The sequence below is a fragment of the Streptosporangium minutum genome (genome assembly GCF_002149035.1).
Lineage (GTDB): Bacteria > Actinomycetota > Actinomycetes > Streptosporangiales > Streptosporangiaceae > Streptosporangium > Streptosporangium minutum.
In genome coordinates this window covers 1-15,794 of sequence record NZ_NGFP01000006.1, presented here as the reverse complement: position 1 = coordinate 15,794, position 15,794 = coordinate 1, and the positions used below count along the sequence as shown (strand labels likewise).

Annotated in this window: 13 protein-coding genes; 12 read left to right on the top strand and 1 reads right to left on the bottom strand. The window is 69.2% G+C overall.

The features are described from left to right. Positions 1 to 241 precede the first annotated feature (241 nt). The 8 genes from CA984_RS02335 (at position 242) to CA984_RS02300 (ending at position 8,441) form a co-directional block, all read left to right on the top strand. Positions 242 to 1,555 carry a TadA family conjugal transfer-associated ATPase gene (locus tag CA984_RS02335; protein WP_086567465.1) on the top strand — a complete coding sequence of 438 codons (1,314 nt, stop codon included), beginning with the start codon at positions 242 to 244 and terminating at the stop codon, positions 1,553 to 1,555. Continuing rightward, positions 1,552 to 2,256 (top strand): type II secretion system F family protein, encoded by a 705-nt coding sequence (locus CA984_RS02330; protein WP_086567462.1) that lies wholly within the window; start codon positions 1,552 to 1,554, stop codon positions 2,254 to 2,256. Before CA984_RS02335 ends, CA984_RS02330 begins: the two co-directional genes overlap by 4 nt. 700 nt (positions 2,257 to 2,956) lie before the next feature. After that, positions 2,957 to 3,541, top strand: a complete 585-nt coding sequence (locus CA984_RS02325; RefSeq protein ID WP_242675693.1) for a type II secretion system F family protein — start codon at positions 2,957 to 2,959, stop codon at positions 3,539 to 3,541. Between the two features lie 878 nt (positions 3,542 to 4,419). After that, positions 4,420 to 4,746 (top strand): MerR family transcriptional regulator, encoded by a 327-nt coding sequence (locus CA984_RS02320; RefSeq protein WP_086567459.1) that lies wholly within the window; start codon positions 4,420 to 4,422, stop codon positions 4,744 to 4,746. A gap of 165 nt (positions 4,747 to 4,911) precedes the next feature. After that, positions 4,912 to 5,148 carry a DUF4244 domain-containing protein gene (locus tag CA984_RS02315; RefSeq protein WP_086567456.1) on the top strand — a complete coding sequence of 79 codons (237 nt, stop codon included), beginning with the start codon at positions 4,912 to 4,914 and terminating at the stop codon, positions 5,146 to 5,148. 44 nt (positions 5,149 to 5,192) lie between these two features. Next, positions 5,193 to 5,525 carry a TadE family type IV pilus minor pilin gene (locus CA984_RS02310; RefSeq protein ID WP_242675692.1) on the top strand — a complete coding sequence of 111 codons (333 nt, stop codon included), beginning with the start codon at positions 5,193 to 5,195 and terminating at the stop codon, positions 5,523 to 5,525. 164 nt (positions 5,526 to 5,689) lie between these two features. Next, positions 5,690 to 6,055: an Rv3654c family TadE-like protein gene (locus CA984_RS02305; RefSeq protein WP_086567448.1), complete on the top strand. Its 366-nt coding sequence runs from the start codon at positions 5,690 to 5,692 to the stop codon at positions 6,053 to 6,055. A gap of 454 nt (positions 6,056 to 6,509) precedes the next feature. Continuing rightward, positions 6,510 to 8,441, top strand: a complete 1,932-nt coding sequence (locus CA984_RS02300; protein WP_133061513.1) for a hypothetical protein — start codon at positions 6,510 to 6,512, stop codon at positions 8,439 to 8,441. Positions 8,442 to 8,841: 400 nt separating this feature from the next. On the opposite strand, the gene CA984_RS02295 is transcribed toward CA984_RS02300, so the two are convergent. Beyond that, the gene (locus CA984_RS02295) at positions 8,842 to 11,163 is read right to left on the bottom strand and encodes a DEAD/DEAH box helicase (RefSeq protein WP_423229275.1); all 2,322 of its coding nucleotides are present in this window, start codon (positions 11,161 to 11,163) and stop codon (positions 8,842 to 8,844) included. Positions 11,164 to 11,416: 253 nt separating this feature from the next. Here CA984_RS02295 and CA984_RS02290 point away from each other — a divergent pair, with 253 nt between their 5' ends. From CA984_RS02290 to CA984_RS02275, 4 genes are all read left to right on the top strand, one after another. Then, positions 11,417 to 11,767, top strand: coding sequence for an STAS domain-containing protein (locus CA984_RS02290; RefSeq protein ID WP_012887265.1), 351 nt, complete (start codon positions 11,417 to 11,419; stop codon positions 11,765 to 11,767). Between the two features lie 2 nt (positions 11,768 to 11,769). Beyond that, positions 11,770 to 12,216 (top strand): ATP-binding protein, encoded by a 447-nt coding sequence (locus CA984_RS02285; RefSeq protein ID WP_086567443.1) that lies wholly within the window; start codon positions 11,770 to 11,772, stop codon positions 12,214 to 12,216. Between the two features lie 452 nt (positions 12,217 to 12,668). Then, positions 12,669 to 15,002, top strand: a complete 2,334-nt coding sequence (locus CA984_RS02280; RefSeq protein WP_086567441.1) for a sodium-translocating pyrophosphatase — start codon at positions 12,669 to 12,671, stop codon at positions 15,000 to 15,002. A 182-nt stretch (positions 15,003 to 15,184) separates the two neighbouring features. Beyond that, complete coding sequence (locus CA984_RS02275; protein ID WP_242675690.1) at positions 15,185 to 15,658, top strand: SixA phosphatase family protein; 474 nt, start codon at positions 15,185 to 15,187, stop codon at positions 15,656 to 15,658. Positions 15,659 to 15,794: the final 136 nt, after the last annotated feature.

Sequence of the window (15,794 nt, the reverse complement as noted above, 5' to 3'; positions counted from 1 at the left end):
ACAGTCACCCTTGAGACTTCCTGTTTCACCGCCGGTCGCCCGCCCGCAGGATCTCCGTTGAGGTCTTCCACCGGCTCCACAGGCGGTTCACCTCTCCGCCGGCCCGGCGGCGAGGGCATTGCCGATCACGCGAGCAGCGGCTTGGTGATCGCCGCCACCGATCACGTCACCGAATCGCGCGCCGCCGCGCCGCGTTTCCTCCCCGCCCGAGGGCGGGGGTATCCACGCTCAAGGAGATTTGATGAAGCGGTCCGGTGTCGCCACGGCGGTCTCACCCGAGCTGGTGGAGGCGGTCCGGGTACGGCTGGCCAGGAGCGGGGTCGAGCCCAGCGCCGCGCACGTCGCGGTCGCCCTCCGGGCAGAACGGGCGGTGCTCGGCGACGCGGAGATCCTGGCGGTGGCTCGCGTCCTGTGCGCCGACCTGATCGGAGCCGGTCCGCTGGAGCCGTTGCTGGCCGAGCCCGAGGTCACCGACGTGCTGGTGAACGGTCCGCGCGAGGTGTGGGTCGACGACGGCCGCGGCCTGCGCCGGACCCCGGTCGTGTTCCCTGACGAAGACGCGGTCCGGCGGCTCGCCCAGCGGCTTGCCTCTGCCGCCGGCAGGCGTCTGGACGACGCGTGCCCCTACGTCGACGCCCGCCTGGCCGGCGGTGTCCGGCTCCACGCCGTCCTGCCGCCCGTGGCGGCCGGTGGCACCTGTCTGTCCCTGCGGCTCCCGCCCCGCCGCACCTTCACCCTCCCCGACCTGGTCGGAGCCGGCACGATCAGGGCCGACGCCGTCCCCGTGCTCACCGCGGTGATCGAGTCAAGGCTCGCCTTCCTCGTCACCGGCGGTACGGGTACGGGAAAGACCACTCTGCTGTCTGCCCTGCTGTCCCTGGCCGATCCCGGCGACCGGCTGCTGCTGGTCGAGGACTCAGCCGAGCTGCGACCACTGCACCCTCACGTCGTGCGCTTGGAGTCACGTCCGGCCAATCTTGAGGGAGCCGGTGGCGTGTGCCTGCGCGACCTCGTCCGCCAAGCCCTGCGCATGCGCCCGGACCGTCTGGTCGTCGGCGAGGTCCGGGGCGCCGAGGTCGTCGATCTCCTCGCCGCTCTGAACACCGGCCATGAAGGTGGTTGCGGCACCCTCCACGCCAACACCGCGGCCGATGTGCCGCCTCGCCTGGAGGCACTGGCATGCGCCGCCGGTCTCAGCCGTGAGGCGGTTCACAGTCAGATCGCCGCCGCGCTGGACGTCGTCATCCACCTTGTCCGTGACCACGCCGGTGGCCGCCGCAGGGTGGCCGAGATCTGCATGATGATCCGTCGGCCCTCAGGCCTGGTCGATGCCGAACCCGCTCTCACCTTCTCATCGGACGGCCGTGTGACCACCGGCCCGGGCCTTCCCGCCCTCAAGGCCCGAGCTCCGGGCCTTTTCACCTCCCCCGGCATCGTGCGCAGGCCGTACGGCCCCGCCCGGCTCGACCATTACCGTGGGCGGCCGGAAGGCCCCGCCGTGTCCCACCGATCACCGGACGGCTCTGCCCCGGATGTCTTGGGGGCACTGCCATGACGGCGGCGGCTGTGCTTCTCGCAGCTCTGGCCGTGTGGTTGTGGACTGGGCCAGACCCGGGAACGGCCCGCCTGCGGCGGATTTGGCACCGTCCCCGGAACGGGGCGGGCTCTCTGTACGCGAGGTTCGCCGGCCGTTCGCGGCCCTCCAGACGCACGGCTGCATGGCGGACCGCATCGATCGAGCTGTGCCAGGGACTCGCAGCCGAGTTGGCCGCCGGGCGGACCGCAGGGGAGGCACTGGCCCGTGCCGCGTCGACCGTGGAGTTTCCCGATCCGGTGGCGCTGCGGCCGTTGATCGCCGCGGCGAGGGACGGTGGCGACGTGCCCGCCGCGCTGCTGGCCGCGGCGCCGGCGCAAGGAGGCGAAGCCTTCCGAGGGCTGGCCGCTTGCTGGAAGGTGAGCGTGACCGCAGGGGCCGGCCTGTCCGTCCTCGTCGATCGCGTGGCCGGTTCCCTCAGAGAGGCTCAGGCCCATCGCCAGGACGTCGCCGCCCAGCTCGCAGGCCCTCGCGCCACAGCCCGACTGCTGGCAGGACTCCCCGTCCTCGGCCTGTTGATGGCCATGGGCCTGGGCATGCGTCCGCTGCACTTCTTGTTCGGCAGCCCGGCGGGCGTGGGCTGCCTGGCGCTCGGTCTCGCGCTCGACGGCTGTGGTCTGTGGTGGACTCACCGTCTGGTCACCCATGCTCAGCAAGCCTGACCACCGTCTGGTCACTTAGGAGCAGCAAGCCTGACTACCCGCCGCGACGTGTCCGACGGCTGTGACCTTCGGCCCTCCTTCGGCCCTCCTTCGGCCCCGGAACGGTCTTCACGCGAGGCTGGCCGTCTTCCGATCCGCTGGAGCGGTTGTCCGTACGGGGGTGTTCTTCGTTTCTGCGGTGTGCCGCGTGAGGTCCGGCCGGTCTGTGCCTTCAGGGGGCGGGTGCCGTGTGGGACTCCTCTTTTTCGGTGGTGAAGTCGCGTGAAACCCGATCGCCCTCCGGTTCTCAGGGCCGATGTCCGCACAGGAGGGTTCTTCATTTCGCAGCGGGGCGGCGGTGCGGCACCCGATCGTCCCTCGGCTCTCCGAGCAGTCGTTCACGCGGGGAGACATCGACGCCGTACACCCCCGGGGACATAGCCGGAGCTGGCATATGTGTGGAGCCCGACTTTTCCGGCCGGTGGCCGGCTGATCACGAGGAACGAGACCAATGATCATTTTGCTCGCCGTTGTGCTTGCCGGGATCGCCGGCTGGCTGTGGACGTCGCACGGCGATCCCGCCGAACGGCTCCGCCGAGTTCGGCTGCCTTCCTCGATCCGGCCGGTTGAGGCGCTGCCAAAGGCCGGGGCACCCTCGTTCTCCCCGCCCGCAGGGGTGATCGGCGGCCCGGTAGGAAGGCGGCGGCCGAGTAGAGGCGAGATGGTGATCTCCGCCACCATCGGGCTGATGGTGTTCCTCATGGTCGGTGGCGTCCCGGGAATCGTCACCGGGGTGGTCAGCTCTGCGGTGGCGCTGATGGCCGTCCAGCGACGGGAGTCGCCCCGGGCGCGCCGGGAGCGTGATCGGGTGGTGGTGGACCTGCCGCTCGCGGCTGATCTCATGGTCGCCTGTCTGCGTGCCGGGCAGCCGATCGTCGGTGCCATCGACGTCACCGTCGAAGCGGTGGGTGGGCCGCTTGGTGAACGGCTGGCCTGGGTGAGCGGGCAGCTGAAGCTGGGGGCCGCGCCCGAGAGCGCCTGGCAGGCTCTCGCGGCTGAACCTCCGCTGGCCCCCCTGGCGCGCATGATGAGCCGGGCGGCCCTCAGCGGCGCCCCGGTGGCGGATGTCCTCACCAGGCTGTCCGATGACTCCCGCCATGCCGTCCGTGCCGCGTCGGCGGCCGCCGCCCGGCGGGTCGGGGTTCAGGCCGTCGCCCCGCTGGGGCTCTGTTTCCTGCCGGCCTTCGTCTTTCTGGGCATCGTCCCCGTCGTGGCCGGTCTCGCCGGCGAGGTGCTGCTCCCTTGAGTTATCCACAGGATGTCCCCGACTCCCATCTAGTTATCCACAGGAATGTGAGGGGTTGTGGATGAATATCCACAGTTTGCCCTAGGGGTACCTTTCGCTTGGGTGGGACCTGGCCTGTGCCCTCAGGTCATCGGCAGACTCGGTTGCCGAGGCTTGCCATGAGGGGCCCTGTTCTCGTGTAGCTGCGGCCAGGCGGATGTAGCGCTGTGTAACCGTCACAGATCTCGTTCCCCTGCCCTGGTCGTCTTGTCGGGCCGAATGACGGCGAAGGGGTGGGGCGGAGGCGGCGGGACGGAGAGCCGGAAGACCTGCCGGGCCATCGAGGAACTGGGTCGCGCGGTGCGCCGGTGGTCGGGCCTGCAGATGACCCGGAGGGGCCGAGTGGTAGAGATTATCTTGCCCCCTGATCCATCAAAATCTGTTGTGGTGAGAGTAGACATTCTTGAGTTAGACGGATAGTATTTGACCTGGCGCAAGTGATGATCAGTCCGACGCGGCAGGGTTGCCTGCTGTGAAGGTGGGTGGCGCGTCCAGGCTCGGCGGAGCTGGAGCAGTGAAAGAGCTCCGACGCGATGACGTGTCGTCCGAGACGGTCGTCGACCCGCCATAAGGGGCATCACAGGCATGCAGATGAAAGAAAGGAGAGATTGAGGCGCCATCAGAATCACCTGCGGCGGATGCGACATCCGCGCGGGTGACACGGCTTCACGAAATGGAAGGTGGTCTCCGGTTACGCATATGCGATCCAGCGCACTTCCCATCCGAGGAGGCTTGTGCAAAGTCGAAAAACCGACACGATTAGTCGGTAGATGGTGTTGAAACTCTCTGGGCCCCGGTGCTAGGCACCGGGGCCCTTGTCCGCGTTCTCGGAAGGTGCGATGACCCCAGTTCCGGCGGCTTCGGCCGACAAGTTCGACGACGATGACTATCCGGCTTACTCGATGGGCCGTGCCGCAGAGATCCTCGATGTCACTCCCGCGTTTCTGCGCAGCCTCGGCGTTGCGAAGCTGATCGAGCCGCAGCGGTCGAGCGGCGGCCACCGCCGCTACTCCCGTTACCAGCTCCGCCTTGCCGCTCGGGCGCGCGAACTGGTCGACCAGGGGACCGCTCTGGAATCCGCCTGCCGCATCATCATTTTGGAAGATCAATTGGCGGAGGCCCTGCGGCTCAACGATGAGCTGACAAAGCGCAACGAATCAGTGTGACGGCGGCTGCCAGGCCCTTTCCGGCAGTGGTCGTCCATCGTTGTCCACAGGCGATGACGCGGATCCACAGAACGTCGTTCGTATCCGCAGGGTCGCGTGCCCGTAAGGAAATCTGGTCCAGCAGATGCCGGGCATTGGACCTGGCGGGATTTCCGGGAGGAAACGATGACTCGATCGATCGCCAGCGGTATCCGAGGCCGCCGGTCGCGGTGGTTGCGTGCCCGCTGGACGCTGCTGATCGCCGGCTCGGGCCGCGATCGGGGTATGTCCACCGCTGAATATGCGGTCGGCACGATCGCCGCCTGTGCTTTCGCCGCGCTCCTCTTCAAGGTGGTGACGAGTCCCGAGGTTCAGCAGATGATCTCAGGCTTGATCAACCGGGCGCTGAACGTGGCCGGATGACTCCTGCGGGGACGGTTGCCGCCGCACGTCCGTCGAAGGGGTCGGTGACCGCGGAGACCGCGGTGGTTCTGCCCGCCGTCGTGGTGATGCTGGCCGCCGCGTTGTGGGCGGTGGCGGCGGTCGGTGCACAGCTGGAGTGCGTGGACGCGGCTCGGGCGGGAGCTCGGGCCGCGTCACGGGGTGAGTCGCTGGAGCAGGTGCGAGGTGGTGTGCTGGCTGCCGCCCCAGCGGGTGCCCACGTCGTGGTGACCCGGAGCGCGGAGGTGACCCGGGTGGAGGTCTCCGCGAGCATCAGACCCCGCTGGGGCGCTTCGCTTCCGGCCGTCACCGTCCGTGCGACCGCGCTCTCCGCCACGGAACCGGGAGCCGAGCAGTGAGGAGGAGGGATCGTGCGGGAAGGCCGGTAGGGGCCGGTGGACAGGGAAGGCCAGGGAAGGGCCGGATCGGTAAGGCCGGGAGGAGCCGGTGGGTCGGTAAGGCCGGGAGGAGCCGGTGGGTCGGTAAGGGCGGAACGGCTGGGACGGGCCGGTGCATCGGAGGGATGGGGGGAGATCGGGGAGCGGCGACCATATGGGTGGCCGGGCTCATGGCGCTGGTCTTCGCGGTGACTGCGACGGTCGTGTTCGCCGGCACGGCCAGAGTGGCCCGTCATCGGGCGCAGAGTGCCGCCGATCTCAGCGCGCTCGCCGCCGCCCGGCTGGCCTTCGCCGCTCCGGAGCGCGGGTGCGCGGAGGCGTCCTCGCTGGCCGAGGGCAACGGAGCGACGATCACACGATGTTTCATCGACGGCGACGGCATTGCTGACGTCCAGGTGGCCGTGGGGCTCTCGCTGCCTGTGCTGGGCGACCGGACGATCATGGCCAATGCGCGCGCCGGACCTGTCGACATCGCCGGCTTCATTGGTTGACAAACAGTGTCGAGACGCAGGTGAGAGCGGGAGGGGACCTGCGGGAAAGCGCGGTGTAGACCCACCGGGAAACGCGGGAAAGCACGGTGCGGCCCCACGGAGAAACAGGGTGGAGACGGGGCTGCCGGGTATTTGAGGGGCAAGGTCGCAATCGAATCACGACTCTTAGACGACATGTCCAAAAGCCAGAAATCTCACGTAAGGTTCCGCTTACCCTCGGTCCGTGTTGTCTTGTGCTCAGGCCTGGGAAGGGACTTGTGCTCAGGCCTGGGAAGGGATGGGTCGCGAGTCGCTGGGGCGCACGGCACTGTCGAGCGGTCCGTCCCGATCGTGACCACAGGTTCGGGGGCCGGGCCGGTGTGAACCGGTCTGGAGGACTGGCACGTCCGGTCGCCGTGCGACCGCTCGCACTGCGGGGCGAGGCGGTGCGCGGCTCTCGACGAAGGGAAGCGTCGTGACGACGGTTCGCAGCCTGGTCGCTGTGGCGACGATCGTGCCGATCGTGTCCGTGTCCGCTTTGCTTGCTGTCGCGAGTCCGGCGCAGGCCGTGGCGCGGCTGGACATCCCCTCACGGGTCACCTCCAACAGGACGGTGACTCTTTCCGGCACGGTCGATCCGCTGTTCGACGCGGTCCTTTTCGTCAATGGCCGGCAGGTGGCGAAAGGCGATCGGAAGGTCTCCTATTCCTGGGACCCCCGTGACCGCCCCAACGGCAGCTATGAGATCAAAGTCGAGCAGAGGGGCAAGCTCCTCGGTGCCGAGTGGCACCAGGCCAGCAAAACCCTGACCCAGGCCGCACCGCCGTCGACGCCGAGCGGGGTGGCCGTCAGGCTGCGGGGCGGTAGGGCCATGGTGACCTGGCGCAAGGGCTCCGAACCCGATCTGCGGGGCTACCAGGTTTCCACGAGCCAGACCGGCAAGGTCGGATTGGTGCGGGTGGGCAGCGCCTGTTCCGGCGGCTCGTGCAAGGCGACCCTGTCCGTTCCCGCGAAGGCGGCCGGCCGGCGGATCGGGTTCACGGTGCGGGCACTGCGTGGTAACGGCAGCGGCGGCACCCTGACCTCAGGGGACTCGGCCATCGCCTCGGTGAGCATCCCCGTGTCCAGGGCACCGCAGACCACTCAGGACACCGGGAGCCAGAACGCCGGCACCGGCAAGACCGCCCGGAAGACCACCGGGTCGCGGAACAGCACGACTCAGCAGAACACCGGCAGGAGCACAGACAGTCCACAGAGCGGAAAGACCGACGGCAAACAGCGGAGCGGCGTCCAGGAGCTGCCGCAGCTACCGGCCAAGAAGCCCGCGACGGCTCCGACACGGCCGCCGGGGACGGCGGCGGTGCCCACGAAGGCGCCCGGGTCTCGGGACGCGGTCAAGGACGACGGCAACACCGCGCAGCCGCCCACCAAGCGGAACAGGAAGAGCGATGCCGCCGGCGATAGGTCGAACGGCGAGAAGGAGCCGGCCCCCGACTCCGCGATCACCGGGACAGACGTCGCACCGGCCACGAAGACCAGCGTCACGGCCCGGTCGTCGGAGACGCCGACGGAGGGGATAGGCCAGTACGGCATCGTCATCGCCGGTGCCCTGATCCTGCTGCTGCTCGGCGCGCACGGCGGTGCCTGGGTCCGTCGCAAGCTGCTGGCCGCGGACGCAGACACCGGAGCGGCGGCGGCGACCCCCGCCTCGGGAGGTGACGGCCCTCCCACGGCCGCTGCCAAGGCAGCCGGGGACACGGGGCCGGCCGCCGCCACGGCCGCTCCCCGGCGGCCCGCGGTCATCCTCGCCGTGGTCAAGACCCGTCAGGTCCGGCGGGTCCCGGCGAATCCGTCTTCCGCGCAGCCCCCCTCGGCCCGGCAGGGGCCGGCCCCTGCCCCGGCACGGCAGGCCCCGGCCCGTGGTATCTCTGCTCATGCGGAGGACGTTCTGTCGGAGCAGGTTCCGGCCCGTCGCTTTTCGGTTCAAGCGGAGGACGCTCCGTCCGAGCAGGTTCCGGCCCGTCGCTTTTCGGTTCAAGCGGAGGACGCTCCGTCCGAGCAGGCTCCCGCGCATCGCTTTTCAGCTCACGGACAGCATGCCCTGGCCGAGCAGGTTGCCGGCTGGGCGGACCCGGGCTCCGAATCCGTTGAGGAGCCCCCGGCCGAGCCCGTCCACCTGACGCTGCCCGTCGCGGCGCCGATCCCCGAGGTGGCCGCCGTCACCCCGGTCGCGGTCCGGATCGGAGACCAGTGGGACGGCTATCTCCCGCCCGCGCCCCGGTCCATGGAGGACAGCGGTTTCTGGGAGCGTCCGCAGCCGGGGGCGACCGACTTCTGGGCCGCCGACGACAGGGAAGAGGACGACCCGTCCTACTCCGCTGGTCGTCGCGTCCCCGGTGATGGCTGATCGGCTGGTTGTGCGGTTCTTGGCCGTCTGTCGTGTGGTGGTGTCTTCTCGTCTGGTTGTTTATGGCTGGTCGGCTGGTTGTGCGGTTCTTGGCCGTCTGCCTTATGGCGGTGACTTCCCGCCCGGTTGTTTTCGGATGGAATATCCCGTGGAGCCGATGGGGAACATGGTGGGGGGCTACGCCGCCAGGTGTTTCAAGGAGTTCCTTCGCGGGTGGGTGAGGCCGGGTTCTGTTACCGGGTTTTTCGTGGACGCAACCTTCGGCGGGTGACGGCGGCGGGAAGGTGACGGCCTTCGATCAGGTCCCCTGCGGGTCGGCGGGGAGCAGGCAGTTGGGTTTCCTGCGGGTCGGTGGGGAGCAGGCGGTCAGGTTTCCTGCGGGTCGGTGGGGAGCAGGCGGTCAGGTTTCCTGCGGGTCGGTGGGGAGCAGGCGGTCAGGTCCCCTGCGGGTCGGCGGGGAGCAGGACGGCCAGGTCCCCTGCGGGTCGGCGGGGAGCAGGACGGCCAGGAGCCGGAGGGCGCCTGCCTTGTCCAGGGGTTCGTTGCCGTTGCCGCACTTGGGCGACTGGATGCATGAGGGGCAGCCGCGTTCGCACTCGCAGGAGGCGATGGCCTCCCGGGTGGCCGTGAGCCAGTCGATGGCGCGGGCGTAGCCGCGCTCGGCGAAGCCCGCGCCCCCTTCGTGACCGTCGTAGACGAAGACGGTGAGCAGCCCGGTGTCGTGATGGAGCTCGGTGGAGACGCCGCCGATGTCCCAGCGGTCACAGGTCGCGAAGAGCGGGAGCAGGCCGATGGCGGCGTGTTCCGCCGCGTGCGCGGCCCCACCCAGGTCAAGGCCGTCCTCGGCCAGGGGGACGACCGCGGAGGTGGGCAGCGTCCACCACACCGCGCGGGTGCGCAGCGTGCGCGGGGGCAGGTCGAGGGGCTCGTCGCCCAGGAGCTCGCCGCTCTGGGCACGGCGCTTGAGGTAGGACACGACCTGGCGGGTGACCTCCACGGAGCCGAAGTGGAGCTCTCCCGGGCCGAGCGGGTGCGAGCGGAGGGACTCCAGGACCGAGATCTCGGTGACGTCCCTGGCGAAGGTCGTGTAGTCGGGGGTTCCGGCCTCGACGAGGGCGACCCCTGCCTCCAGGTCGAGTTCGACGACCATGTACGTCTCCCCCTGATGGACGTAGACGGCGCCGGTGTGCACGGTCGTGTGGGCCGAGGGTTCGTCCACGGTGCCGAGCAGCCGCCCGGTGGACGCCTCCACGACCTGGACCGGCGCGCCGCCCGCGCCCCGGATGTCGGCGAGGTCGGTGGCCCGTTCCCGCCTGGTCCAGAACCAGCCCGTGGCGCGTTGCCTGAGCAGGCCTTCCGTCACCAGGCCGGCGAGCACCTCCTTGGCGGTCGGGCCGAAGATCTGCAGTTCGTCCGGGGTGAGCGGGATCTCGGCGGCGGCGGCGCACAGATGCGGGCCCAGCACGTAGGGGTTGTCGGGGTCGAGGACGATCGCCTCGACGGGCCGGCCGAACAGCGCCTCGGGGTGGTGGACCAGATAGGTGTCCAGCGGATCGTCCCTGGCGATCAGCACCGCCAGGGCGTCCTGCCCGGCCCGTCCGGCCCGTCCGGCCTGCTGCCAGAGCGAGGCCCGGGTCCCCGGCCATCCCGCGATGAGCACGGCGTCCAGCCCGGACACGTCGACGCCGAGCTCCAGCGCGTTGGTCGTGGCCAGCCCGAGCAGGTCTCCCGACCGGAACGCCTTCTCCAGTCCACGGCGGTCCTCCGCCAGGTATCCGGCCCGGTAGGCCGCCACCTTGTCCGGCAGATCCCCGGGCGCCCCCACGTCGAACACGAGGTCCTGGAGTTTCGCCCGGGTGGTGAGGGCCACGGACTCGGCGGCACGCCGAGAGCGGACGAAGGCCAGGGTGCGGACGTCGGCGATCACCAGGTCCGCGAGGAGGTCGGCGCTCTCGGCGGTGGCGGGACGGCGGAGGGGCGCGCCGCCCTCACCGCGCAGATCGGTCAGGGGAGGCTCCCACAGGGCGAAGGTGGTCGCGCCCCGAGGAGAGGCGTCCGTGGTCACCTCGGCCATCTGGAGGCCCGTCAGGCGCATCGCGAAGGCCCCGGGCTCGCTGGCCGTGGCCGAGGAGAGCACGAAGGCCGGGGCGGAGCCGTACCGGGTGCAGATGCGGCGCAGGCGGCGCAGGATCTGGGCCACGTGGGAGCCGAACACGCCCCGGTAGCCGTGGCATTCGTCCACCACGACCATCCGCAGCCGCCGCCAGAAGGACGACCAGTTGGCGTGGCGGGGCAGCAGGGTGCGGTGGAGCATGTCCGGGTTGGTCAGGACGTAATTGGCGTGTTTGCGGACCCAGGCCCGTTCCTCGAAGGAGGTGTCGCCGTCGAAGGTGGCCGCGCGGAGCTCGGGGACGTCGAGCTCGTTCAGGGCGCGCAGCTGGTCGGCGGCCAGCGCTTTGGTAGGCGTGAGGTAAAGGATCGTGCCGCCGTCGAGCACCGAGGAGAGGGCGGGGACCAGGTAGGAGAGGGATTTGCCCGAGGCGGTCCCTGTGGCAATGATCACGTTTTGACCACGATGGACCAGGTCGGCCGCCTCGGCTTGATGTGACCATAAGCCCGAAATGCCGTGGTTCGCCCAGCGCGTAACCAGGCTCTCGTGAACCCAGTCCGGCCAGCGGGTCTGACCCGCCTGACGTGCTGGAACGTGCTCCACGTGGGTCACGCGGTCGCGACGTGCGGGAACGCCGAGCAGGTGGCGGAGCGCGGAACCCGCTCGGAGAGAGGAGGATGAGGGCGGAGTCACTGGTTTCCAGTCTGGCATCTGTGGGCAGAGTCGCCGGGAATCGTGATTTCGTATAGACACTGAGCGTACGCATGGTTGAATGCCGCGCGTCGGGGCTTGTCGTCTGGGGGCCACCCGGTCCCAGGAGTCACGCCTGAATCGGTACTTTCGCAGGCAAGGCGCTGGAGGATCTGTGGATCTGAAGTTGGACCACCATTCCGAGGACCGTCTCACCATCGTTGAGGTCGAGGGTGAGATCGATGTCTACACCGCGCCCAGATTGCGTGAGCTCCTGATCGACCTGGTCAACAAGGGGAACTTCCACCTCCTGGTTAACATGGAGAAGGTTGACTTCCTTGACTCAACGGGCCTTGGTGTCCTGGTCGGCGGGCTCAAGCGAGTTCGGGCGCACGACGGCTCACTGGAGCTGGTCTGCACCCAGGAGCGCATCCTGAAGATTTTCCGGATCACCGGACTGACCAAGGTCTTCGGGATCTACGCCTCGGTGGAAGAGGCCAAGGAAGCCCACGGCCGAGACAAGTAGTCGTGGCTACCGTCGAGCTGACGTTCAGCGCTCTCCCCGCGCACGTGCGCACGGCACGTCTGGTCGCCACGGCGATCGCCAGGCGCACCGGCGTGGAGGAGTCGTTGCTGGACGAGGTACGGCTCGCCGTCGGTGAGGCGTGCTCCCGGGCTGTCGAGGCACATCGCCTCCACTGTCCGGTAGAGCCGATCCGCATCGAGCTACGTGATGATCTGGGGCGGTTCGAGGTGACTGTCACCGACTCCGCCCCGAGTGATGAGCTGGAGCAGGAGCGCGAGCTTTTACGGTTCGACGATCCACTCGGGCAGCTTCCCGACACGCTGATGACCGGCTTCGGCATCGCGGTCATCGTGGGACTGGCCGACGACGTCCAGGTCTACCCCAGCCAGAAGGGCATGCGCATCCGCATGAGCTGGCCTGCGGCGACCAACGGTCTGTCTCCGGTCTGACAAGCGGAGAGCCTCGGCTCTGGCAGCAGAGAACTTCGGCAGCCGGGCGTGCCCACTGGGCGCGCCCGGCTGTCCGTATGGGGGCGCGGGGTTTCGGTCAAAACATAATTTTGATATGTGTAGGCCGAAATTAGAAGTAAATGCGAGTTTAAGATTCGTTTCACCGGCCTGAATGCCCTTATAAGCAGGCTGGTCGAGAGCGATTACTGAACGCTCCGTTAATTTGGCCGAGCACAGAGGCTTCATATCCGGGTCGTAGCTGCGTAGACTCCCGGCACCGGCCAAGGTTTGTCCTTCGGAGCGGCCCGTGAACGGGCTCAATTCCGTGGGGAGTCTGCGGACGCAACCGGAAGCGGCACTGCCAACACCCGGAGTGCGCCGCTCCGTCTGCCGACCATCCACCGCAGCGCACTCCGGGCAGGACGTGTTCCCGTCTTGCCGAGGAGAGTCGGATGTCTGTGCTCCATCTAGCCGTTGCCGAAGAGCCAGCGGTATCCCTGAGCGGTTCCCATTTCAACATAGTGATAGTGGTGGCCGTCGTGGCCCTGCTCGCACTCGCCGTCGCCGGCGTCCTCGTGCGGGAGGTGCTCGCCGCCGGTCAAGGCACCGAGCGTATGCAGAACATCGCGCGAGCCGTACAGGAAGGGGCCTCCGCGTATTTGGCGCGGCAGTTCCGGACGCTCGCGGTGTTCGTCATCCTGATCCCTTTCCTGCTCTATCTGCTCCCCGCCGAATCGACCGGTGTGGCCATCGGCCGCTCGGTTTTCTTCGTGGTGGGCGCGGTCTTCTCCGCACTCACCGGCTTCATCGGCATGTGGCTGGCGGTCCGCGGAAACGTCCGGGTCGCCGCCGCCGCCCGTGAGTCGGGCGAGAAGGTCGCGATGCGGATCGCCTTCCGCACCGGCGGCGTGGCCGGCATGATCACCGTCGGTCTCGGCCTGCTCGGCGCCGCCATCGTGGTGATCGTCTACGGCGGCGAGGCCCCGGCGGTGCTGGAGGGCTTCGGCTTCGGCGCCGCTCTGCTCGCCATGTTCATGCGGGTCGGCGGCGGCATCTTCACCAAGGCCGCCGACGTCGGCGCCGACCTGGTCGGCAAGGTCGAGCAGGGCATCCCCGAGGACGACCCGCGCAACGCCGCCACCATCGCCGACAACGTGGGCGACAACGTCGGCGACTGCGCGGGCATGGCCGCCGACCTGTTCGAGTCCTACGCGGTCATGCTGGTCGCCAGCCTGATCCTGGGCAAGGTGGCCTTCGGCACCGAGGGCCTGGTCTTCCCGCTGATCGTGCCGATGGTCGGCGTGATCACCGCGATCATCGGTATCTTCACCACCTCCCCGCGGAAGGGCGACCGCAACGGCATGGCCGCGATCAACCGCGGCTTCTTCATCTCGGCCGTCATCTCGGCGGTCCTCGTCGGCGTCGCGGCCTTCCTCTACCTGCCGAGCAGCTTCGCCGGCCTGACCGGGGTGAGCCCGGAGATCGCCGCGATCACCTCCGACCCGCGCCTGATCGCCATCGGGGCCGTGCTCATCGGCCTGGTGCTGGCCAGCGCCATCCAGATCCTCACCGGTTACTTCACCGAGACGAACCGCCGCCCGGTGAAGGACATCGGGGAGAGCGCCCGCACCGGTCCCGCCACGGTCATCCTGTCCGGCATCAGCGTCGGCCTGGAGTCGGCGGTCTACTCGGCGCTCATCATCGGCGCCGCCGTCTACGGGGCGTTCCTGCTCGGCTTCGGCAACGTCACCATCGCCCTGTTCGCCGTGGCACTGGCGGGCACCGGCCTGCTGACCACTGTCGGCGTCATCGTGTCGATGGACACCTTCGGCCCGGTCTCCGACAACGCGCAGGGCATCGCCGAGATGTCCGGGGACGTCGACGGGGAGGGCGCCCGGGTGCTCACATCGCTGGACGCCGTGGGCAACACCACCAAGGCCATCACCAAGGGCATCGCGATCGCGACGGCGGTGCTCGCCGCGACGGCGCTGTTCGGCGCGTTCCGGACGGCGATCGAGACCCAGCTCGCCTCCGCGACCCAGGGCGTCAAGGACGTGCTCGGCTCCTTCAGCACGTTCAGCCTGAGCGTCGACTCCCCGAACGTGCTGGTCGGCCTGATCATCGGCGCGGCGGTGGTGTTCATGTTCTCCGGCCTGGCCATCATGGCGGTCGGCCGGGCGGCCGGGCGGGTGGTCTTCGAGGTGCGCGAGCAGTTCCGCACCAAGCCGGGGATCATGGCGGGTACGGAACTGCCCGACTACGGCAGGGTCGTGGACATCTGCACCCGTGACTCGCTGCGGGAGCTGGCCACGCCCGGCCTGCTCGCCGTACTCACGCCGATCGCCGTCGGCTTCGCCCTCGGCTACGCGCCGCTCGGCGCGTTCCTCGCCGGGGCCATCGCCTGCGGCACGCTGATGGCGGTGTTCCTGGCCAACTCCGGCGGCGCCTGGGACAACGCCAAGAAGCTGGTCGAGGACGGCCACCACGGGGGCAAGGGATCGTCCGCCCACGAGGCCACCATCATCGGTGACACCGTCGGCGACCCGTTCAAGGACACCGCGGGCCCGGCGATCAACCCGCTGCTGAAGGTGATGAACCTGGTGGCGCTGCTGATCGCTCCGGCCGTGGTCACCTACGCCGACAACGTGGCGCTGCGGATCGGCGTCACCGTGGTCGCGGCCGGCATCGTCGTCGCCGCGGTGATCGTCTCCAAGCGCCGCTCGGCGAGCATCGCCCCGACCGAGGAGAACAACGTCAAGCGCGAGCGAGAGCCGATCTCCAGCTGAGCAAGGCCTGACGGGAGGGGTGCGCGGGGTCCGTGCACCCCTTCCGCGTGTGCGGGGTCCACCGATGGGAAACTGAGCCGTATGGAACAGCAGCCCTCCGGAGGCAAGTCACTCGTATTCATCCTGCTGGCGATGGTCGCGGTGTTCGCGGTGATCGTGGGGATCGCCATGTGGGCGGCGAGGTGACGACACGTACCCTGATCGTGCTGCGGCACGCCAAGGCGGCCCACGTCCACGGCCTGGCCGACCGGGAGCGCCCTCTCACCGGGCGCGGCGAGCGTGACGCCCGCAGGGTCGGGGAGACGCTCACCGGCATGGATCTCCATCCCGACCTGGTGCTCTGCTCGCCGTCGGAGCGGACCAGGCAGACCGCCAGGCTGGCCCTGCCCGACACGGACATCACATTCGACCCGGCCATCTACGAGGCCTACTCCGACGAGCTCCTCACGCTGATCCGGCGGAGCGACCCCGAGGTCCGCACGCTGATGCTGGTCGGGCACAACCCCGGCGTCCACGAGCTGGTCCTGGACCTCACCGCGAGGGACGGCGACCCCGGCTTCCCGCCCGGCGCGTTCGCCGTCATCGAGACCGAGGACGAGTGGGCCGAGCTCGAAACGGGACGCGACGTCGCCCGCTGGAGTCCCAAGGAGCACTGAGCGTTCCGGGGTCCAGGGGGCGCCTGGCGTTCGAAGCCCGAGGGAGTGCCGGGTGCTCGAAGCCTGAAGGGGCGTCGGGCGTTCTAAGCCTGAAGGGGCGTCCGGGGGGCGTCGGGCATCGGGCGTCCGGGGGCGG

Excerpts from the sequence above, each read along its gene's own strand:
- CA984_RS02315 (WP_086567456.1), top strand. The coding sequence starts at position 4,912 with ATGACTCGATCGATCGCCAGCGGTATCCGAGGCCGCCGGTCGCGGTGG.
- CA984_RS02280 (WP_086567441.1), top strand. The coding sequence starts at position 12,669 with ATGTCTGTGCTCCATCTAGCCGTTGCCGAAGAGCCAGCGGTATCCCTG.
- CA984_RS02305 (WP_086567448.1), top strand. The coding sequence starts at position 5,690 with ATGGGGGGAGATCGGGGAGCGGCGACCATATGGGTGGCCGGGCTCATG.
- CA984_RS02335 (WP_086567465.1), top strand. The coding sequence starts at position 242 with ATGAAGCGGTCCGGTGTCGCCACGGCGGTCTCACCCGAGCTGGTGGAG.
- CA984_RS02330 (WP_086567462.1), top strand. The coding sequence starts at position 1,552 with ATGACGGCGGCGGCTGTGCTTCTCGCAGCTCTGGCCGTGTGGTTGTGG.
- CA984_RS02325 (WP_242675693.1), top strand. The coding sequence starts at position 2,957 with ATGGTGATCTCCGCCACCATCGGGCTGATGGTGTTCCTCATGGTCGGT.
- CA984_RS02320 (WP_086567459.1), top strand. The coding sequence starts at position 4,420 with ATGACCCCAGTTCCGGCGGCTTCGGCCGACAAGTTCGACGACGATGAC.